Genomic DNA, 20,893 nt, shown 5'->3' on the forward strand with positions numbered 1-20,893 from the left:
GATCATAAGGTCGGGGGGCGTGGGGTGCCGGCCTTAAGGTCAAAACTGTGGGTTGCCACCCACGGTTTTGACCTTAAAATTAAAAAAGCGCCTTTATGCCCGCTCCGGCATAACCCGATGACATCGCGCCACCACCCCCCCTGCTCCGCAGACAAGATCCTGTGGCATCTGGCAGCCGTCGCCGGCCAGCGGACAGCGTTCGCGAAAATAACAGCCCATCGGCAGATTCCGGTTACTGGGTAATTCGCCCTTCTTATCGACGATCCCTTCATCCAGAGCACGTCCGGCGCGGGGAACGGAATCGAGCAGCAAACGGGTGTACGGGTGCTGCGGTTCGGACAACACTTTTTCCGCCGCGCCCAGTTCGACGATTTGCCCCAGATACATCACCGCCACACGGTCGCTCATATGGCGCACGACGGACACGTTGTGGGAAATCAGCACGTAAGTCAGATTGCGCTGACGTTGCAGTTCCACCAGCAGATTGAGGATTTGCGCCTGCACCGAAATATCCAGCGCGGAGGTCGGTTCATCCAGCACGATGATGTCTGGCTCTGAAGATAGCGCGCGGGCGATGGAAATTCGCTGACGCTGGCCGCCGGAGAATTCATGCGGCAGACGGTCGAGATATTCTTTGCGAATGCCCACCTGCTCTGCCAGCGTGGCGGCCAGTTCGCGACGCTCGCGGCTGCTGTTGTGTTTTTGCACAAACACCGGCTCGGTGATAATCCGCCAGACAGGCAGACGCGGATCCAGTGACGATTGCGGATCCTGAAACACCATTTGCATGCCCGAACCAAACCACGAATTGTCGTGGCGCGCGCGGTGAATTTCGCCGCTGCTCGGCTTTTGTAAACCCATCAGTAACTGCGCCAGCGTGCTTTTGCCGCAGCCGGATTCGCCGACAATCCCTAAGGTTTCGCCGCGGATAATATTGAGATCTAACCCGTTCAGCGCATGGACATAACCGGTCGGTTTGCCGCGCCAGTTAACACTTACCGGAAAACGCACCCGCACATCCTGGAGTTCGACTAACGCTTCATCAATCATCAGGAAAGCTCCTCAACGGGTTGGACCCGGATTTCACCGGCATGACGCTGCGGATGCCAGCAGGCAACGGACTGGTGCGGGAATTGCGTCATTGGCGCCAGCACCGGTGTTTCAAGACATCGTTCATCGGCATGATTACACCGTCCGCGAAACGCACAGCCTTGCGGCAGTTTTGCAAGATTGGGTACCGTCCCGGGAATGGCTTTCAGCAGGCTGCGCGGCTCGCCGTTTTCCGGTGCCGCCTGTAATAAACCGATGGAATACGGATGCGACGGCGCTTCTATTACGTCCTGTGTGTCGCCGCTTTCAATCACATGCCCGGCATACATCACGTAAACCCGGTCGCAAAGCTGCGACACCACCGCCATATCGTGGGTGATAAATAACACGGCGGTGCCACTGGCGCGGGCTTTTCGCTGGAGCAAACGTAAAACCTGTCGCTGCACCGTGACATCCAGCGCGGTGGTCGGCTCGTCGGCGATAATCAGTTCCGGCTCGCAGGAGAACGCCATTGCGATCAACACGCGCTGGCGCATACCGCCGGAAAGCTCGAAGGGATAGCGCGACATCACCTGTTCGGCGTCCGCAATCTGCATATCTTGTAACAAGCCGATGGCTTTTTGCCACGCCTGCGCCTTGCTGAGTTTCTGATGCAGACAAATCACTTCACACATCTGACGACCAATCTTGCGCGTCGGGTTCAGCGCGTTCATCGGCTCCTGAAAGATCATCGCCACGCGCGCGCCGCGTAAGGTGCGCATCTGCTCTTCACTGGCGTGCACCACGTCGGTGCCGAGCATCCGTAATTCGCCGCCGGTGACGGTGAAACCGTCGGGTGGCAGCAGGCGCATCGCCATCATCGCCGTGACCGATTTACCTGAACCGGATTCGCCAACCACGCCGACGATTTCGCCAGCGCTCACTGACAACGAAACCTGATTCAGGGCTTTCACTTCGCCGCCGTAAACCGGAAAGACCAGTTGCAGATTGTCGATTTCCAGTACCGGCGTGTGTATTTGTTCAGTCATCTCAGCGGCCTCTGCTTTTTGGATCCAGCAGGTCGCGCAGACCGTCGCCGAACAGGTTAAAACCGGTGGCGGTAATTAAAATCGCCACGCCCGGAAACGCCGAATACCACCACTGATCCAGAATATAATTACGACCGTTGGAGACCATCGCGCCCCACTCTGCGGTCGGTTGCTGGGCGCCAAGGCCGATAAAACCGAGCGTTGCGGCCATCAGAATCGAGGTACCGATATCCAGCGAAGCCTGCACCACCAGCGGCGGCATAACGTTGCGTAAAACATGCCAGGTGATCAGATGCCAGCGCGACGCGCCGAATGTCCGCGTGGCTTGCATATACGCCTGATGACGCAGCATCAGCGTCTGCCCGCGCGCCAGCCGCACGTAAAACGGAATACGCACCACGGCAATCGCCAGCATGGCATTAAACAAACTCGGCCCGAGCGCAGCGGCCAGTGCCATCGTTAATACCAGCGACGGCACCGACAGCATGATGTCCATGCAGCGCATAATCAGCGCATCCACCACACCGCCGACCACGCCGGAAAAACAACCCAGCAGCGAGCCAATCGTGCCGGCGATAATCACCACCGCCAGCCCCGCCGCCACCGACTGCTGGCTGCCAATCAGCACGCGGCTGAACAAATCGCGCCCCACTTCATCGGTGCCAAACCAGTGCAGCGCGGAAGGTGCCTGTAACCGGTCGGTGAGGCTGATAGCGTTCGGATCGTGCGGCACCAGCCACGGCGAGAAAATCATGATAAACAACACAATCAGCATGATCGCCAGCCCGAGCATGGTCAGCGGGCTGCGGCTCAGCAGATGAAATGTGCGACGCCAGTTAGCGAAGCGCGGTTTGACGTCCGGCGCCACGATGTCGGCCCGATGATTATTGACGCCCGGTTCAATCACAGACATGCCTCACCCCTCACGGCCAATGCGCGGATCGATCCACACATACAGTAAATCCACACACAAATTGACGATGACGTACGCAAACGACACCACCACCGCAAAGCCCATCACTGCCGGAAAATCCAGCGCCTGAATGGAATTCACCACATATGCGCCCATGCCCGGCCAGGCAAAAACGGTTTCGGTCAGCACCGCGCCATACAGTAAATCGCCCATCGCCAGCCCGAGCACGGTCACGGACGGGATCAGCGCATTCGGCAAGGCGTGGCTGAGAATGACGCGCCAATGCGAAAGCCCGTTGGCACGCGCTGTGCGGATGTAATCCTCACTCAGTTGCTCAAGCATCGCCGAACGAATTTGTCGCGCCACAATGCCCATATGCACAAACGCCAGCGTCAGCGCAGGCATCGCCAGATGTTGCAGGCTGTTCCAGAACGCGTCCCAGTTGCCGGTCAGCAGGGAATCGAGCACATAAAAGCCGGTGATATTGGCGGGCGGATCCATCCAGTCATCCAGCCTTCCGCCGCCCGGCAGCAGGTTCAGATGACCGTAGAACAGGATGATCACGCCAAGGCCCAGCCAGAATGCAGGCGTGGAAATCCCCAACACCGAGAGCAGACGCACCAGATGGTCCGGGAATTTATTACGATAAACCGCCGACAACACCCCCAGCGGAATACCGAGCACAATCGCCAGAAACAGCGCGCTGATTGCCAGTTCCAGCGTCGCCGGGAAGAACGCTTTCAGGTCTTCCAGCACCGGACGGCCGGTACGGATCGAAGTACCCAAATCACCGTGCAGCAAATCACTGACGTACCGGAAAAACTGCACATATAAAGGCTGATTCAGCCCCAGTTGCTCACGGATATGTTCGACCATTTCATTACTGGCGCGATCGCCCGCCAGCAACCGAGCCGGGTCACCGGGGATCATATGCGAGATGATAAAAGTGATGACGCAGACGCCCGCCATCACCAGTATTAAACCCCAGCATCTTTGTCGGATCAGAGTCCAAAAAGTCATAGTATTTTCCCCGTAAAACCCCTCTCAGGTCCTGAAAGGGGTTTTCGTGAATGATATTGCGGTTACTGCTTATGCATTTGGCCAACGTTGAAGACTTGTTCCAGCATCGGGTTGAAAACAAAGCCTTTCACATCTTTGTTCATTGCCACCTGATAGTTTTTCTGGAAAAGGTAAACGTACGCCGCTTCGTCGATAACGATTTTCTGTGCCTGCTGATAATAGTCAGTACGCTGTTTCTGATCGGTAACTGACACGGCTTTTTTCAGCAACGCGTCAACGTCCGGATTGGAGTAGAACGAACGGTTACCCGGCAGGCCTTTTTTGTCGGACTCGAACCAGTAGTTCATGAACATGTACGGATCGGCGAAATCCGGGCTCCAGTTACCAATCGAGATGTCGTAATCGCCCTGCCCGATGCGGTCGCGCATGGTGGCGTTCGCCAGTTTTTCCAGCTTCACGTTGATACCGGCCTGGCCGAGGCTGGCCTGCACGGCAAGCGCGATAGATTCCCAGTTCGGGTCGTTATCGGAGTACAGGAAGTCCAGCGTTTGTGGCTTGTCTTTGACTTTCTCGAGATCCGCTTTGGCCTGCGTCAGATCTAAGGTGTATTGCTTCGCCGTCGGGTCAAAGCCCCACATGCCGTCCGGGATCGGGCCGCGCATTTGCTTGGCATTGCCGCCGAGAATACCTTTCACCATGCCCTGATAATCTACGGCAGAAGAAATCGCACGACGTAAATCCACCTGATTCATTGGCGCTTTAGCGTTATTGAGATACAGATACGTCACGCGCAATGAAGGGAATTCTTCAACTGCGACTTTGTCTTCTTTCTTGAGCGCAGCCAGCTGATCCATCGGCAGGGAATCGGCAATATCCAGATCCCCGCGCGACAGTTGCAGACGGCGGGTGGCGCTTTCACCGATAATTTTCACGGTCACACGTTTGAACGCAGGCTTCGCGCCGCTGTAATGCGGATTGGGAACCAGCACCAGTTGCTGGCCTTTCTGCCAGCGATCCAGCTTATAAGGACCGGAACCGGCAGTATGACCGGCCAGCCACGCCTTGCCTTCATCGGCAGGGTTGGCTTTGGCAATCGCCGGATTGACGATGCCCGCGCCGTCATTCGCCAGCGTGTAGAGGAATGGTGCGAACGGCGTTTTCAGCGTAAAGGTGACGGTCATCGGATCGACCACGGTGACCGTCATATCTTTCGGGAAGGCTTCAGACGGGCCCTGACCGATTTTCATCAGACGCTCAAATGACCATTTCACCGCGTCGGCATTGACGTCGGAACCGTCATCAAATTTTGCGCCTGGCTTGAGTTTGAACGTCCAGACCAGTTGATCCGGCGAGGCAGTCCAGCTTGCCGCGAGGTCACCTTCTACCTGCGTCGAGCCTTTGCCGTCTTCGGTTTTATACTGCACCAGACGCTGATATGCCGGATACGTGACCGTCCAGTCGTTGTTGTCGATAGTCACCGCCGGATCCAGGGTTTGCGGATCCGCCGCTTTGCCGATCACCAGCATGTCTTTCGGTACGGCGGCCTGCGCAGTAAAACTTAAGCCTGACAAGGCGAGAAAAATGGCACCGGCGACCTGTGTTTTCGTATTTTTGCGGAACGTGTTGATTGCTGTGTTGCTCATCGGATAACTCCTGGCTCTGTCAAAAAGTGATAAGAGACGTGCAATGATTACGCGGCATTGACCGGCGGATAGCAGCCGAACCGCTCTTCCAACAACGGATACGTTTTGGCATCCGGTAATTCAAAGTGCCACCACTCGCTGGTGATACCTTTAAAGCCTCCCGCCGCCATCACGGCGTTGAGCAGCAGGCGGTTACGCTGAATTTGTGGCGGTAAATCAGGATAAAACGGGTGTGAAACTTCAGTCATTTCGTCAAAGCCCGCGCCCATATCCACCACTTCCCCCTGCTCATCGAGCAAGGTGAGATCTACCGCCACGCCCCGGCTGTGGTGCGAACCGAGTTTGATATCCACAACGTAATCAGGATTCGGAAACGCCGCCCATAAGCAGGCTTGCGCCGCCTGAGGCCGGTAGGCGTCATAAATTTTCAGGCTAAATCCGGCCAGTTTCGCCACTTCGTTGCAGCGCAGAAGCGCCGCAGCTGCATCGGGATGTAACAAACAGCGCGATTCGCGATAAATCGGCTGACCGGTCAGGTTATCGGCGGTGGCATATTTCAGGTCGATCACGGCATCGGGCAAAGCATCTGCCAGGTCGATCAGGTCGATATCAGGTGTTTTCGTGTTCATCAGTCAATCTTTCCGCTGGTTTAAAAGGTCAGGATTCAAATTGTCCAAGCTGTTTTTGCAGGATGCGGTTATTGGCCAGACGCTGTTCCACGTCGTTACCACGCAGTTCGAGCACTGCTGAACACAGCAGATTGAACAGGCAGCTGAGCGGTGCCATCGAATCCCAGAACTGGCCGGTGTCGGTTTTCACCTGCAATAAATCCACCGGATAATCGCGCGCCCACGGACAGTAAATATCGGTGATCAACGCCACGTTCAGCCCGCGTTCGCAGGCCGCTTCGCAATAGGTTTGTGCCATTTTCGAATACGCCCGCGTATCGGTGACCACCAGATAAGGCTGCGCAAATTCGGAATTCAGGGATTCGACATACGTGCCTGCCAGTCCGTCAGCGAAATACACTTTTGGCCGTAAATACTCGAGATAACTGGAGAAATTGTTAGCGATGCCGCGCACGGACTGAATGCCAAGAATAAATACCGCCTCCGCATCGGCCAGGCGACGGCTGATCTGCGCAAAACTATCGGTCTGCGCCAGCTGATACACGTGATTAATGGCATCAAGCTCAAGCGCCAGTGAATCCTGTAGCTTTTCCTGTTGCGGCTGTTTGCTGCGTTCACGGTAAGCACCAAGACGGTCGGTGACCACCCAGGGCTGATAAGACGAGCCGCTTTGCAGACGCAAAGTTTGTTTGAAATGATCGAGATTGCGATAACCGAGACTGCGCAGATAACGCCCGACGGAAATGCCGCTGGTCGCCGCGCTGCGCGCAATACTGTCCGCCGTTTCGAAAGGGATCTGCGCCAGATTAGCCAGCAAATAACTGGCAATGCGTTTACCCGTCGGTGTCTGTCCGGCGAACGAGGCTTCGAGTTGCTGGATCACATCCTGCGCTGGCTGCATCGGTTAATCCTTTGTTGCTTTATTGTCAAAAAACTACTCGCTGTTAGAAAAATAACAATGCACGGGGTGTGCCAATTCCCATAAATGAGTGAAATTTGTGCAGCAGATCTGAATTTAGAGTGGATTTATGCCCCGTTACTGGCAAAAAACTTGCTAATGATCGGCCAGAATCGAACTTACTGATAACGGCTGCACAACAAACAGGCAACTTGTGTTTGCTTTTAGTGCAATGCGGCAGTGAAATGGTGTGAAGACTGGGATGAATGGCAGAGGTTTTAATCACTTTGCCTTAATACTCAACAAGTTGAATATTAAGGCAGCAGTCAGACAACTTTTTGCGTTAACCCTTTGACATGCTTCGGGGCAGTCGCTATTATTCGCCCCGTTCAAACGATTCCTCTGTAGTTCAGTCGGTAGAACGGCGGACTGTTAATCCGTATGTCACTGGTTCGAGTCCAGTCAGAGGAGCCATATTAGAAACGCCCGCTTAAGGAAACTTAAGCGGGCGTTTTGCTTTTCTGATTATGAGCTGAAATCTTGCAGGTCAGGCCTTGCTGTTACATCGCAAACCCAAAATGACTGCCATCCGGCAAATCGATTTCCAGACGCAACTTGCCACCGGCGGCTTCGACATAACGCTTCAAAGTAGACAATCTCAGGTCACGACCGGGCTTTTCAATTCCGGCAACCGTCGGTTGTTTAACGCCCAACGTTTCTGCCATCTCACATTGTGTTTTATGCATTCTTTCACGCAGTTCAGCCAGCTCAATGGTGATCAGAATATCGGCGGCCATTGCCTGTGCCTGTGCGGCAACGTCAGGTTTTACCGATGCCAGTAACTGTTCAAGGGTTCTGCTCATTAAGGCCATTCCTTTTCTTTTATCGTATTCAGGTGACGGGTATATTCACTGTCGGCGACCGGTATCATGACGTCATAAAATCGTTTTTCATTTCCAACTTTGTTCCCAGCGCAAAGCACTATGCCTCTTCGCAAGGGGTCAAAAGCAAAAAATGCCCGGATGGGATCGCCTTTACTCTGTATCCGCAGTTCTTTCATATTACGATGACAAGAGTGATTCACAGTATCTGCGTAAGGTCTCGATAATGCAGGCCCTTTGTCTTTTAAGACAATCAACAGAGCCAACACATTTGCCTGCTCAACATCGTCGAGTTGATTAAACCAGCGATCAAATTTTTCTGTCGTATTAATTATCCACACAGCGACTCCTTGTCGATTATAGGTCAATTACTATATAGGTCAAATGCTATAATCAGAAGGTACTGCGCGAAGGGAATCGTTCACAAGGAGCAAGGTAAAAATACGGAAGACGTCTTCCAAAAATTCGTGCGATGGAAAAAATAAAGAACGGGTGCCTGAGGCCAGCAATGTGAAACAAACCACGATGAGTCCGTGTAACACAAGCTTTGGCGACAGCGTTTCAATGGCGTTTATCGACGCGCGCCACAACGCGATCACCCAGCCACTGAATACCGCATACCATCACAATCAGTACGACGATCACTTCAATCATCACCACCGTTTCAAAACGCTGATAGCCGTAGCGGATCGCCAGATCCCCCAGCCCGCCTGCACCGATTGCGCCCGCCATTGCCGAAGCACCAATCAGCGCCACCAGCGTGACGACAAACCCGGACAATATCCCCGGCAGGGCTTCGGGGATCAGTACGTCCCAGACAATACGCAGTTTGCTGGCGCCCATCGCACGAACGGCGTCAATCAGGCCGCGATCGACATCACGCAGTGAAACTTCTGCCACACGGGCAAAATATGGGGTCGCCGTTATCGATAGCGGCACAATCGCCGCCCAGGTGTCGAGCGAGGTACCGACCAGAAAACGGGTAACCGGGATCAGCGCTACCAGCAAAATGATAAACGGCAGCGAACGGAAACCGTTGATGACCAGCCCGAGCGAGCGGTTAACCCAACGGTTTTCAGCAATCCCGCCGGGGCTGCTCATCACCAGAATCAGCCCCAGCGGCAGACCGGCGATCAGAGAAAACAGTCCGGAAATCGCCGTCATCAGCAACGTTTCTTCGATGGCGTTAATCAGCAAATCAATCATTACCGGAGACATAACCTGTCAGCTCCACAGTGGCCTGGTGCGCTTGCAGCCAGTCTAAAACGACCTGCTCAGAGACCGTATCGTTTACCGGCAATGAGAAGAAGAAACGCACGACGGCGTAATGCTGAATATGATCCACACCCCCCTGAATCAGGCGGAATTTGCCCGGTAATGCCGTCGCCATCTGCGTGAGAATTTCGCCCTGCCTGCCCTGTTCGGCATACTGAACACTGTAAATCGCCTCGCCCTGACGTACCGGGGAAAGGCGTTCAGCCAGTGATTCAGGAAGTTGCGGCAGCAAGCCCTGCAACAACGTTCGGGTCAGCGGAGATTGCGGATGGGCAAACACCTGCCACACCGGTCCTTCTTCGACAATTTCACCGGCGTTAATCACTGCCACGCGATGCGCAATTTTTTTGATCACTTCCATCTCATGGGTGATCAGCAAAATGGTGATGCCGAGTTTCTGATTAAGAGATTGCAGCAGCGCCAGAATTGAACGGGTAGTTTCCGGATCCAGCGCCGAGGTGGCTTCATCGCAGAGCAAAAGTGCAGGATTGGCCGCCAGCGCGCGGGCAATACCGACGCGCTGTTTCTGCCCGCCGGACAAAGCCGCCGGGTAGTTTTTGGCTTTATCCTCAAGGCCGACCAGCGCCAGCAATTCGGCGACTCGCGCCTGACGCCGTGCCTTGTCGTATCCGGCAATTTTCAGCGGCAGCGCGACGTTTTGCTCAACGGTTTTGGCCGAGAGCAAATTGAAATGCTGAAACACCATCCCGACGCGGCTACGCACGGCCTGCAAGGCTTTTTCACTGAGACCGGTGATCGGACGCCCTTCTATCTCAATCACGCCTTCATCGGGTTGTTCGAGGCCATTAAGGCAGCGGATCAGCGTCGATTTTCCTGCTCCGCTGCGCCCGATAATGCCGACAATTTCCCCCCGTCTGACGGTCAGCGAAACATCTTTCAATGCCTGCGTCGTACCAAACTGACGGCTGACGTGGTGCAGACGCACAACATTTTCCGTGCTGTCTTGTGCCACATCGTTGCCGGTATGAGTGTACAGCCCGGTGTTAACCGGGCGGGCATAGTCGTTGTCTGAAGGCGTCGCGGTAAATTGCGCGCCGGTTTCAGAGAGGATCGTCATGCTTTACATCCTTACCAGGCCGTCACGCCGGTGCCTTTATAAACCTTATCAAACTCCTGTTTGACGGCATCATTCTGGTAAGAACTGACCAGCGTTTTCACCCACGGCGCATTTACATTTTCTGTTTTGACCGCGATGAAGTTGTTGTAAGGATTGCCTTTTACCGGTTCCTGCGCGATACGATCCGCAGGCGTCAGTCCACTTTTCAGCGCCCAGTCGGTGTTGACAATGGCCGCATCTAAATCAGGCACGGAACGGCCAATAATGCCGGAATCCAGTTCCTTGATGGTCACGTGGCGCGGGTTCTCGGTGATATCTGCCGTTGTCGCGAAAATGCCGGCACCGGGTTTGAGTTTAATCACGCCGGATTGCTGTAGCAGGATCAGGCCACGCGCTTCATTCGACGGATCGTTTGGCACGCCAATCACTGCGCCTTCTTTCAGCTGGTCAGCCGATTTTACTTTTTTGGAATACAAACCGATTGGCCACACGGCGGTATCGCCCACGCGCACGATATTGTAGTGATTTACTTTGATCTGATTATCGAGGAAAGGCTGATGCTGGAAAGCATTGGCATCCACTTCACCGTTTTGCAGCGCTTCGTTAGGCTGGTTGTAATCGTTGAAAATAACCGGTTTCACGGTCAGCCCTTTCGCGGCTGCCTGCTTAACCACTTCGCGCCAGACATCTTCATCTTCCCCGCTGATAATGCCGACTTTGATGGTGGTTTTGTCGGCGGCATGTGCCGCGCTCAGCGGTGCCAGAACACTGCCTGAAAGGATGGCTGCGGATGTCACGGCCAGTAAAAATGCACGGTTAATTCGGGTCTTAGATTTGTTAAAAGTCTTGCGCATAAAGTATCCCCAAAAGTGTGATGAGAGGCCTGCACACGGCTGTGTTTCAGTGCAGGAATTTGGCGAGTATACCCAGCGGCATATTTCTATATAATATTGTTTTAATGATAGTTATTCCTGAAATGAATAACTGAAATGGGATAGTAAATCGAGAAAAAAGCTAAGGGTTTGGGGGCAAGGAAATAGCCCATAAAAAAACCCGCCGGAGCGGGTTTTCATGTTCAGCATAAGGGGATTGGAAGCGCGTTTTAAGATTGCGGCTCTTCTACCGGCTGGACTTCCAGTGACACCATCCCGATGCCCAGTTTACGCGGCTGGAAACCGCCGCTGGTGCCTTCGGTTGGCTCGGTCGGTGCAGGGGGCGTGATAACAATACTCTGCGCTGCTTCAGGGTTAGTGAACTGGACTTTCACAATGCCATCCTGATCGCCGAAAGTGACAAACTGCTCCTGGTCGCCCACACGGACGGAGACCGGTTTATCAATGTTATTACCGTAAGCACGCGCGCGGATCACCACATCAAACGTGGTTGGCAGCGGTTTGACGTAATCGATTTTCACCGATGGTGCCAGATTGGCATCAGACCAGCGTCCCCAGTTTTCCACCGCAGATACACCGGTAATCGCTTTCACCTGCTCAGGTAAACCCGGCACCATAAAGGCGATAGCCGGAGACTGATACCGGGTCGCTTCATCGTCAATGTTCAGCGTTTTCAGCGTCTGCTGGTAAATCTCATTGCTGCCAGACGTGTCTTTCGCGAAATCGACTTTCCCTTTGAAGCTGTCGCCGGTGGCCTGCACGATGGAAGGTTTCGCGCCAAGGTTACCGGAAGCCACGCAAAGGCCGGTATTGAGCGAAAGTTCCGGTGCCCAGACGCGCCCCATTTCGTAGCATTTATCCACCCAGACAAAGTTGTCACTGGTCGCCAGTCCGGCCAGCTGTTTTTTCAGCGGCGTGGAAAGATAAACGTCGAACATAGGTTCAATCTTGTCGCCGGTCACTTTCAGAATAAACGGCGTTTTAATGGTCATGCCGGAGAAGGTGAAAGTGCTGTCTTTGTTGTTCACCATGTAATTTTTGATGCTGTTAGGGAAGCCCCACTGCTTGATGACCGCCGGTTTCCAGGCATTCACTTTGTCATCAATATTGAGGAACTGCGCCGTCATGGAGGTGGCCGAAATCCCGCTGCGCCCCAGACCGATATAGTTGTCGCCGCCCATGATATCGAGCACGGTCGCACCGTTATCAATGGTGCTGCGTTTGGCCGCATTCAGTTCGCTGACAGGATGACGCCCGTCAATCACGAAGAACAGGTCCTTACGGTTCTGTTTGGTCAGAATGCTGTAAGCCGTGTTGTTCATCGCCAGGTGATCGGAAGACACCACGATAATGGTGTTATCGAAATAACCGGACTTTTTGATTTTATCGATAAAGGCCGCAATCAGCTCCTGACTACAGGACACCGCGCTCAGCGACTGATTAGCCTTGCCGTTAACTTTATATTCGTTGCGGGTACAACCGCGTGAAATAAAGCCGTCCGGATGATGCGTATCCACGGTCAGCGTGAACAGTGAGAAAGGTTTGCCTTCCTTACTGAGCGTAACGAATTTTTTGTACACCTCGTCCAGCAAGGTGTCGTCATACCAGCCCCAGTCATTTTTATAAGACGGGTCAGCGACGGTCGGACGCAGTTCGTTATAACCATAAAGATGGTCGAAACCGTGAGATTTCAGGAAGGTGCCTTTACCGGCAAACGCCAGTTCTGCGCCCTGATAGAAATAGTTGGTGTAACCGGCGCCTTTCAGCACATCACCAATACAGACGTTTTCAGGATAGAACGTCGCCAGCGCGCTCGAGGCATTACCATCGAATGGCGCAAACAGAGGAATACCACATTGCGAGGCGACCATACCGGCGATGGTATAACCGGTGCCAGGAACCTGCTTAGTGTTCGTAAAATCAATACTCTGCGCTTTGTGTTCGCTTAACTGCGTCGTCAGTCCCGGAAATACTTTGTCATCGAAATAGGTACGTTCGAGACTTTCGCCATAGATATAAACCAGATTCGGTTTTTTCGCGCCTTTAACGATTTTTTCCGGCACTTTGTAATAAGTATCGAAATCGGCACCGTTACCGGAAATCTGAGTTTTGACCAGACGGGAAATGTTCTGGAAGGCCTGAGTAGAACCCACCGAGAAGACCGCCAGCACGACGGCCAGCACGCTGTACATCACGCTGCTGTTTTTGGCCCGGCGCTGTTTTAATCCCCAGGCGAGCAGTGCGAAAACGGCAATCAGCCCGCTCAGTAACCCTATGAATGGCAGGATGTATTTATTCAGACCGGCACCTTTAAGGCTACTGGTGACGGTATACAACACGGCATCCGTGATGCCTTCGCCGGTAAAGTAATTACTGCCAATCAGAATGACATTCAGGATGACGTAAAGGCCGAGAAAAAACAGCACCAGCGAAAACCAGATACGGCTGGCCGACGCCCGGGTGACGTATAAGAAAATTGAGGAAAGAAATAAAATAAATGAAATTATCTCAGAAGCCATTTCAGCACCCTGTCTGATTAAAACAATAAACTCTGCGACCCTTCTCTGCCGCTTTGCGGGCAGCGCCGACGGTTCAACTCATCGAGCGAATGACCGGTTTGTCATTCACTGCATCCCTGAGACAGGAAAATGTCATGCCAAAAACGGATAGCGCTATTTAGCGTCTTGCCCCGTGCAGGGTCAACGCCTTAACACTGCGTCAGGTCACTGATTTGTCCTAAAAAACTGACTTTTTACAAATTATTGACGGCGGGCTGCGGATGATAACTCAGAACTTTAACAACACCGTCACTTTTCGGTAAGAATTGCATGATAGCGGAATAGTATGAGCGAAATGTGGAGGGAGATGCAAAATTGAGAAAGAAATTTGTGGAGAAGCCCGCAACACGCGGTATTACGGGCTTAAAGAAGCAAAAATCAGATTCCGCCTAAGTAGGCTTTGCGCACCTCCTGATTTCCTAGTAATTCCTCTCCGCTACCGCTGAGGCGGATCTGCCCGTTGACCATCACGTAGCCACGGTCGGACAGTTTCAGCGCATGGTGCGCATTTTGCTCCACCAGAAAGATAGTCATCCCGCTTTGCGCCAGCTCGCGCAGCGTCTGAAAGATTTGTTTTACGATGATAGGCGCCAGCCCAAGACTGGGTTCGTCGAGCAACAGCAGTTTGGGGCGGCTCATCAGCGCACGGGCAATCGCCAGCATTTGCTGCTCACCGCCGGACATGGTCATTGCCCGCTGTTTTCGCCGCTCTTTGAGACGCGGAAATAAATCAAACATGGTTTGCAGATCTTCCGATGCATATTTATTGCCGACGGGAATAGTGCCCATCAGCAGATTTTCTTCGACGGTCATATCCGGGAAAACCCGCCGTCCTTCCGGCGACTGCGCAATGCCCGCCGAGGCCACAAAGTGCGTCGATTTACGGCTGATATCTTCACCGCGAAATAAAATCTGCCCGCTCTGCACGCGCGGCTGACCGAATATCGACATCAGCAGCGTCGATTTACCGGCGCCGTTTGCGCCGATCAGCGCCACAGTTTCGCCCTGATTTACCTGCAGGGAAACCTGCTGCAACGCCTGAATCGCCCCGTAATACACATTCACATCGCGAAACTCCAGCATCGCGTCACTCATAAGCTGACCTCGTCGTCTTCATCAGCACCGAGATAGGCGGCAATGACTTTTTCATCATTTTGAATAGCTTGCGGTAGACCTTGCGCAATCACATCGCCGTGATCGAGCACGATAATGTGGTCGGAAATCTCCATCACCATGCCCATGTCATGCTCAATCAGCAGGACGGTAATGTCATGGTGATCGCGCAGAAAACGGATGATTTTGCTCAGTGTCCGGGTTTCTACCGGATTGAGCCCGGCAGCCGGTTCATCGAGACATATCATCTCCGGCGCGGTACACATCGCACGGGCAATTTCCAGCCGCCGTTGCTGACCGTAGGACATTTCGCCCGCCAGCCGGTTGGCACAATCGACCAGTTCGACCACTTCCAGCCAGTAAAATGCCCGGTCCAGCGCCTGATTTTCCGCACGACGATAGGCTGGCGTATTCAGCACACCGGCAATCAGATTACGGTTGGTTTGCATGTGCTGCGCGACCAGCAGATTTTCAATCACCGACATCTCCCGAAACAGCCGGATATTCTGGAAAGTGCGCGCCAGTCCGGCGCGGTTCACCAGATGCGTGCCACCAAACATTTTGTAGAAAATCCGTTTGCCCAGCTGCGCCGGTTTTATCCAGTCATCCGGCTGGAATTTCTGCCCGAGCACCTGGATTACGTTAGTGGTGCGGCAGCGGGTGTTGAGCAAGATATTGCCGCCGGAGGCTTTATAGAATCCGGTCAGGCAGTTAAATACCGTGGTTTTTCCCGCGCCGTTGGGGCCGATCAGCGCAGTGATCGACCCGCGTTTTACCGCCAGATTCACATCGTTCAGCGCCTTAATACCGCCGAAATGCATGCGTAAATGTTCGACGCTCAGAATATTGTTATCCGCTAACGCTTCGCTCATGGCGCGACTCCTTTACGCACGGCAAACCCGCTGCGGCTGATGCGTATTAATCCGCGCGGTCGCCAGATCATCATCACCACCATTAGCACGCCGAATAACAGCACGCGGTATTCAGCGAAGCTGCGCAGTAATTCCGGCGCGACGGTGAGTACAAACGCCGCCAGCACCACGCCGATGGTCGAACCCATTCCGCCCAGCACCACAATGGCGAGGATCAGCGCAGATTCGAAAAAGGTGAATGAGGTCGGATTGACGAAGCCCTGATAAGTCGCGAAAAACACGCCCGCTATTCCGGCTGTCGACGCGCCAAGCGTGAACGCCGAAAGCTTGACCAGAACGTGATTGAGCCCCATTGCACGGCAGGCGATTTCATCTTCGCGCAGCGCTTCCCACGCACGACCGATCGGCATACGGGTCAGCCGGTGTTTGATGAACAGCACCAGCAAGACCACCAGAACCAACACCGCGTAGATGAAAATAAACTTCATGTTCGGGTTGTAAGTCAGGTGAAAAAACTCGTGGAACGGCACGCCGCCTTCTTTCGCCCTTCGCCCGAACTCCAGGCCGAAAAACGTCGGTGGCGGTGCGGAAACGCCGTTCGGGCCGCCGGTAAATGACAACCAGTTGGTCAGCACCAGCCGGATGATTTCACCGAATCCGAGCGTCACAATCGCCAGATAATCGCCATGCATACGCAGCACCGGGAATCCCAGCAGCGCGCCCGACAGCGCCGCCATCAGCGCGGCCAGCGGCAGCATCGACCAGAATCCGAGGCCAAGATACTGATACCCCAGCGCCAGCCCGTACGCGCCGATGGCGTAAAAGGCGACGTATCCCAGATCCAAAAGTCCGGCCAGCCCGACGACAATATTCAGCCCGAGGCCTAGCAGCACGTAGATCAGCCCGAGGATCGCGACGGTCAGAATGTATTTGGTGGCGACGAACGGGAAGAAAATTGCCAGCACAATAAGCAGCGGCAATATCCAGCGCAGATTGCTTTTGTGATCGTGCGGACGGACATACACACCGGCGCTGTCCGATTCGAAACGTGCGCGCATTTTCTGTCCGCTCGCGGTTTCCAGAAAAGCACTCAGTAAAAAGCGCCCGATCATCACGGCGGCGATAATCCAGATCAGCCGCTGAGAATGGAAGTTAAAGCTATAGCCGTCCAGCACCACGCCGACTACCGGTCCGAAAATAATCAGCGCCACCAGTCCGGCAAAAATCGCATCCAGCAGACAACGTTTCAGCGAAAATCCGCTGTTCACAGCAGTTTGTGTCGTCATTTTATTTCCCTCACACTTTCGTCACGACCGGACGGCCCAGCAGGCCCTGAGGGCGGAAAATGAGGATCACCACCAGCAATCCAAAAGAAAACACGTCTTTGTAATCTGAATTCACCATGCCCGAGAACTGCGCTTCGGCGATGCCTAAAATCAGCCCGCCGAGCATCGCGCCCGGTAACGATCCGATACCGCCAAGCACTGCCGCGGTGAAGGCTTTGATGCCGATAATGAATCCGGCATAGAAATCGAAAGTGCCGTAATTCATGGTGACCAGAACGCCTGCCAGCCCCGCCATCGCTGCACCAATCATAAAGACCAGCGAGATTATGCGGTCGGTGTTGATGCCCAGGATCGAGGCCATTTTTCTGTCCTGCTGCACTGCACGACACATACGCCCGAGACGGGTATTGCTGATAATCCAGGATAAAACCAGCATCCCGACCAGGGATGCCACCAGAATGAACAGTTTGGTGTAGGTCATCTGGACAAAGCTTTCACCGATATGAAAACGAAGGGCGCCGTCGAGCATGGTCGGGATCCCCTGCTGTCGCGGCCCCTGGCTTATCTGCGCGTAGTTCTGCAAAATCAGCGACATCCCGATGGCAGAAATCAGCGGCGCAAGGCGGGTGGAATTTCGTAACGGCTTGTAGGCAATACGCTCAATCGCCCAGCCGTAAACGCCGGTCACCACAATGGTGAACACCAGCGTGCCGAGGATCAGCAGGGGAAATGAGTGCAACCCGAAGAAGGAAAGCAACGCCAGCGCGATGGCGCAGAGGTAGGCAGAAATCATATACACCTCGCCGTGAGCGAAGTTGATCATGCCGATAATGCCGTAAACCATGGTGTAGCCGATGGCGATGAGACCGTAAACAGCACCGAGCGTAATGCCATTGAACAGTTGTTGCAGGAAGAATGAGTCCATAAATACGCAGTCTCTTTTTGTGACCGCGCCTGGCTGAGCGCGCGGTCTGACACGGGTTCAAAATGGCAAAAAAGATGGCTTTATTCTTTCACTTCCTGATATTTGCCTTTGTCATCCCACTTGTAGACGACGTAATCGGAGACTTTCAGGTCGCCTTTACTGTCCCAGGACTTTTTACCCATGACGGTATCGACGCTGTTGGCTTTAAGCCAGGCGCTGGCTTTGGCGGAATCGCTGCCACCGGTGGCTTTAAACGCTGCGGCAATCGCCTGTACGGAGGCATAGGAATAGAGGGTGTAACCTTCCGGCTCGAATTTGTTGGCGCGGAATTTGTCGATAACGGCTTTGCCGTCCGGGATCAGACGCGGGTCTTTGCCGAAGGTCATCAGAATGCCGTTGGTATATTGCGGACCGCCTGCTGCGGTCACCATTTCTTCGTTGACGATACAGTCGCCGGAGAAGAAGGTCGCCTGAACGCCCTGCTCACGCATCTGACGAACTAACGGACCGGCTTCCGGATGGCAGCCACCGAAGAACACCACGTCAGGTTTTTGCGCGCTGATTTTGGTGACCAGCGCGTTGAAGTCTTTTTCGCCACGAGAAAGACCTTCATACATCACTTCTTTGACGCCACGTTTGTTGAGCGCCGCTTTGGTTGCATCCGCCAGCCCCTGCCCGTAGGTATCTTTATCGTGGATGATGACCACTTTTTTGGCTTTCAGCTTGTCGATGATGTAATCACTGGCGACCAGTCCCTGCTGGTCATCGCGTCCGCACATACGGAACATGTCGCTCATCCCGCGCTCGGTGATTTGCGGGTTAGTTGACCCCGGCGTGATGGCGATAATTCCTGCGTCGTTATACACCTCGGAAGCAGGCATGGTGGAAGACGAACAGAAATGCCCGACCACCGCCTGCACTTTATCCTGATCGACCAGACGGTTAGCGACCGCGACGGCCTGTTTCGGTTCGCAGGCGTCATCACCCTGCACCAGCTTGATTTTTTCGCCATTAATCCCGCCAGCGGCATTAATGTCTTCGGCGGCCTGAGTCGCGCCATGCCAGTACTGGTCGCCATAAGTGGCGTTCGGGCCGGTGAACGGACCTGCCACGCCAATCACAATATCCGCACGCGCGGAAAACGCCGTGACCAGACAACCTGCCAGTAAAAGAGAGAGAGGACTTTTCATAAATTTCATCGACATCATCATGATCCTTAGGACTGAGTTTATGCAAACGGGTTATGGGCAACGCATGCAGCAAAAACACCAACGCAAAGTCGTAATCTGAAAATCTGAAATTTAAAGCACAAGCCAATGGAGGGAAGATCCCGTATGTCCACCGCAGGCGGACAACATCAAAGGTAAGAAACTTAAGCAAAATATCTGCCAGTGTTACCCGACGTTTGTGAATGTTACGGTTATGTGAGTATAGATAGCGCCCGTCAGGCGTTGCGGGGAACTCACAGAAACAACGACGGGATCACATCGCACCGCACTGGTGCTGAAAAGAATAGGAAAATGACGATGCAGGAACGCCCTGCACCAAAATGCGACGCGAAGTTGCCGACGGATAACCCGTTGTTATATTTTTTTCTTTGCTTCTTGCGGCGGGTTGTTTTGTAATGCGGGCAGATGATTGCAACGGGAAACTACTGAACAATGAAGAAATTATCCTGCGTGATGGTAATGCTGCTGGCTCTGGGTTTAACGGGCTGTGCCGGTGATTATGTGATCAACACCAAAGCCGGCGATCAGCTTTTCGCCCATGGCGAACCCGAGCGTGACCGCGATACCGGCATGACCAGCTACACCGACATGGACGGCGATTACCATCTGATGAACACCAATGATATTGCGGGGATTGTGAAGAAGTAGGTTACCCCAGCAATTCCTGGGCACAAGCCTCATCAGTCACCAGACCGTTTATCCAGCGGCCTTCGAGCGCGGCGCGGATAGCAATCTGCTTATCTGCGCCACCGGCCAGCGCGATCACTGGTTGGTTATCATGCGGATGCGGCCCCACACTGGTGAGACGCGAATTCAATCCACTGTCGATACGCTGCCCGTCCTGCCCTATAAAATGCCCCAGCACTTCCCCGACGGCTCCGCTATTCGTCAGCGTTTCTACGTCTTCCAGACTGATAAATCCGTCTTTGTGTAGCGGGCAGCCCGGCTCAATGGTACCGATACCGATAAAGGTCACGTTGGCCTGACTGGCTTTTTCGCTGACCGTGCGATAGATACGGTGATTGCACCACATGGCGCGATCTTCCTCGCCGTCGGCAAACAGCGGCGCGGGGAGGATGAAATAACGCCCCTGCGTTTTTTGCGCCATCAGCAGCGGTACGTCGTAGCGGGTACAGGAACCGTCAGATGCGATGGCGCCAATCAGCGAAACACTGCTGTGCTGCGGCCTTTCAATATCGGCCAGTTCGTCGATAGCCGCTTTGAGGCTGCGCCCGGAGCCCACGCCGATAATCATCGGTTCTTCGCTGCGGATAAACTGCGTCATCACTTCTGCGCCCGCCACCGCAATCGCGTGGCTGATGCCCGCGGGTGTCATTCCCTGCCCCGGAACCACCTGACAAATGCCCAGACCGAAACGCTTTTGCAGTTGCGACGCCAGTTCCATACAGCGCCCGACAGAATGGGAAATGTGGACGCTGACCAGCCCGTTATCAATTGCGCTGGCCACCAGCCGCTGGGCGACCTGTCGCGAAACACCCAGCGCTTCAGCGATTTCATTTTGGGTTTGCCCGGCGACGTAATACATCCACGCAGCACGCGCAGCCAGATCCATTTTCTTATCGTTCTTACTCATGCGCCCAT

The 20,893-nt window shown here is 54.0% G+C and carries 20 protein-coding genes and 1 tRNA gene; 2 read left to right on the plus strand and 19 right to left on the minus strand.

Annotation, left to right across the window (positions count from 1 at the left end; translation table 11 throughout):
- Positions 1-93: 93 nt before the first annotated feature.
- From J1784_RS20900 to J1784_RS20930, 7 genes are all read right to left on the minus strand, one after another.
- The gene (locus J1784_RS20900; RefSeq protein ID WP_217150798.1) at positions 94-1,050 is read right to left on the minus strand and encodes an oligopeptide/dipeptide ABC transporter ATP-binding protein; all 957 of its coding nucleotides are present in this window, start codon (positions 1,048-1,050) and stop codon (positions 94-96) included.
- The gene (locus tag J1784_RS20905) at positions 1,050-2,078 is read right to left on the minus strand and encodes an ABC transporter ATP-binding protein (protein WP_217150799.1); all 1,029 of its coding nucleotides are present in this window, start codon (positions 2,076-2,078) and stop codon (positions 1,050-1,052) included. Before J1784_RS20905 ends, J1784_RS20900 begins: the two co-directional genes overlap by 1 nt.
- 1 nt (position 2,079) lies before the next feature.
- On the minus strand, positions 2,080-2,991 hold the full coding sequence (ddpC, locus tag J1784_RS20910) for a D,D-dipeptide ABC transporter permease (protein ID WP_120505890.1): 912 nt from the start codon (positions 2,989-2,991) through the stop codon (positions 2,080-2,082).
- A 3-nt stretch (positions 2,992-2,994) separates the two neighbouring features.
- On the minus strand, positions 2,995-4,011 hold the full coding sequence (locus J1784_RS20915) for an ABC transporter permease (protein WP_217150800.1): 1,017 nt from the start codon (positions 4,009-4,011) through the stop codon (positions 2,995-2,997).
- Positions 4,012-4,073: 62 nt separating this feature from the next.
- Positions 4,074-5,654: an ABC transporter substrate-binding protein gene (locus J1784_RS20920; RefSeq protein WP_217150801.1), complete on the minus strand. Its 1,581-nt coding sequence runs from the start codon at positions 5,652-5,654 to the stop codon at positions 4,074-4,076.
- 47 nt (positions 5,655-5,701) lie between these two features.
- Entirely contained in the window at positions 5,702-6,283 is a 582-nt protein-coding gene (gene ddpX / locus J1784_RS20925; protein ID WP_217150802.1) for a D-alanyl-D-alanine dipeptidase, read from the minus strand.
- A 28-nt stretch (positions 6,284-6,311) separates the two neighbouring features.
- Positions 6,312-7,184 (minus strand): MurR/RpiR family transcriptional regulator, encoded by an 873-nt coding sequence (locus tag J1784_RS20930; RefSeq protein WP_217150803.1) that lies wholly within the window; start codon positions 7,182-7,184, stop codon positions 6,312-6,314.
- Positions 7,185-7,579: 395 nt separating this feature from the next.
- Here J1784_RS20930 and J1784_RS20935 point away from each other — a divergent pair.
- Positions 7,580-7,655: transfer RNA gene (locus tag J1784_RS20935), tRNA-Asn, on the plus strand.
- Positions 7,656-7,741: 86 nt separating this feature from the next.
- On the opposite strand, the gene J1784_RS20940 is transcribed toward J1784_RS20935, so the two are convergent.
- The 11 genes from J1784_RS20940 to J1784_RS20990 all read right to left on the minus strand — a co-directional run bounded on the left by J1784_RS20940 (position 7,742) and on the right by J1784_RS20990 (position 19,267).
- Positions 7,742-8,044 carry a helix-turn-helix domain-containing protein gene (locus J1784_RS20940; RefSeq protein WP_217150804.1) on the minus strand — a complete coding sequence of 101 codons (303 nt, stop codon included), beginning with the start codon at positions 8,042-8,044 and terminating at the stop codon, positions 7,742-7,744.
- On the minus strand, positions 8,044-8,403 hold the full coding sequence (locus J1784_RS20945; RefSeq protein ID WP_217150805.1) for a type II toxin-antitoxin system RelE/ParE family toxin: 360 nt from the start codon (positions 8,401-8,403) through the stop codon (positions 8,044-8,046). The genes J1784_RS20940 and J1784_RS20945 overlap by 1 nt, the downstream gene beginning before the upstream one ends.
- A 220-nt stretch (positions 8,404-8,623) precedes the next feature.
- Positions 8,624-9,280 carry a methionine ABC transporter permease gene (locus tag J1784_RS20950; protein WP_217150806.1) on the minus strand — a complete coding sequence of 219 codons (657 nt, stop codon included), beginning with the start codon at positions 9,278-9,280 and terminating at the stop codon, positions 8,624-8,626.
- On the minus strand, positions 9,261-10,415 hold the full coding sequence (locus J1784_RS20955; protein WP_217150807.1) for a methionine ABC transporter ATP-binding protein: 1,155 nt from the start codon (positions 10,413-10,415) through the stop codon (positions 9,261-9,263). The genes J1784_RS20950 and J1784_RS20955 overlap by 20 nt, the downstream gene beginning before the upstream one ends.
- 11 nt (positions 10,416-10,426) lie before the next feature.
- Entirely contained in the window at positions 10,427-11,269 is an 843-nt protein-coding gene (locus tag J1784_RS20960; RefSeq protein WP_217150808.1) for a MetQ/NlpA family ABC transporter substrate-binding protein, read from the minus strand.
- Between the two features lie 248 nt (positions 11,270-11,517).
- Entirely contained in the window at positions 11,518-13,827 is a 2,310-nt protein-coding gene (gene opgB, locus J1784_RS20965) for a phosphatidylglycerol--membrane-oligosaccharide glycerophosphotransferase (RefSeq protein WP_217150809.1), read from the minus strand.
- Between the two features lie 417 nt (positions 13,828-14,244).
- Complete coding sequence (locus tag J1784_RS20970; RefSeq protein WP_217150810.1) at positions 14,245-14,961, minus strand: ABC transporter ATP-binding protein; 717 nt, start codon at positions 14,959-14,961, stop codon at positions 14,245-14,247.
- Positions 14,958-15,851 (minus strand): ABC transporter ATP-binding protein, encoded by an 894-nt coding sequence (locus J1784_RS20975; RefSeq protein ID WP_217150811.1) that lies wholly within the window; start codon positions 15,849-15,851, stop codon positions 14,958-14,960. The genes J1784_RS20970 and J1784_RS20975 overlap by 4 nt, the downstream gene beginning before the upstream one ends.
- Positions 15,848-17,137 carry a high-affinity branched-chain amino acid ABC transporter permease LivM gene (livM, locus tag J1784_RS20980; protein ID WP_217150812.1) on the minus strand — a complete coding sequence of 430 codons (1,290 nt, stop codon included), beginning with the start codon at positions 17,135-17,137 and terminating at the stop codon, positions 15,848-15,850. Before livM ends, J1784_RS20975 begins: the two co-directional genes overlap by 4 nt.
- Positions 17,138-17,147: 10 nt before the next feature.
- The gene (locus tag J1784_RS20985) at positions 17,148-18,062 is read right to left on the minus strand and encodes an ABC transporter permease subunit (protein WP_217150813.1); all 915 of its coding nucleotides are present in this window, start codon (positions 18,060-18,062) and stop codon (positions 17,148-17,150) included.
- Between the two features lie 80 nt (positions 18,063-18,142).
- Entirely contained in the window at positions 18,143-19,267 is a 1,125-nt protein-coding gene (locus tag J1784_RS20990) for a branched-chain amino acid ABC transporter substrate-binding protein (RefSeq protein WP_101077000.1), read from the minus strand.
- A gap of 456 nt (positions 19,268-19,723) precedes the next feature.
- Here J1784_RS20990 and J1784_RS20995 point away from each other — a divergent pair, with 456 nt between their 5' ends.
- Positions 19,724-19,939 (plus strand): YgdI/YgdR family lipoprotein, encoded by a 216-nt coding sequence (locus J1784_RS20995; RefSeq protein ID WP_120133421.1) that lies wholly within the window; start codon positions 19,724-19,726, stop codon positions 19,937-19,939.
- Between the two features lies 1 nt (position 19,940).
- On the opposite strand, the gene J1784_RS21000 is transcribed toward J1784_RS20995, so the two are convergent.
- The gene (locus tag J1784_RS21000) at positions 19,941-20,885 is read right to left on the minus strand and encodes a sugar-binding transcriptional regulator (protein WP_217150814.1); all 945 of its coding nucleotides are present in this window, start codon (positions 20,883-20,885) and stop codon (positions 19,941-19,943) included.
- Positions 20,886-20,893 lie beyond the last annotated feature (8 nt).

The sequence above is a fragment of the Rahnella ecdela genome (assembly GCF_019049625.1).
Classification (GTDB): Bacteria; Pseudomonadota; Gammaproteobacteria; order Enterobacterales; family Enterobacteriaceae; genus Rahnella; species Rahnella ecdela.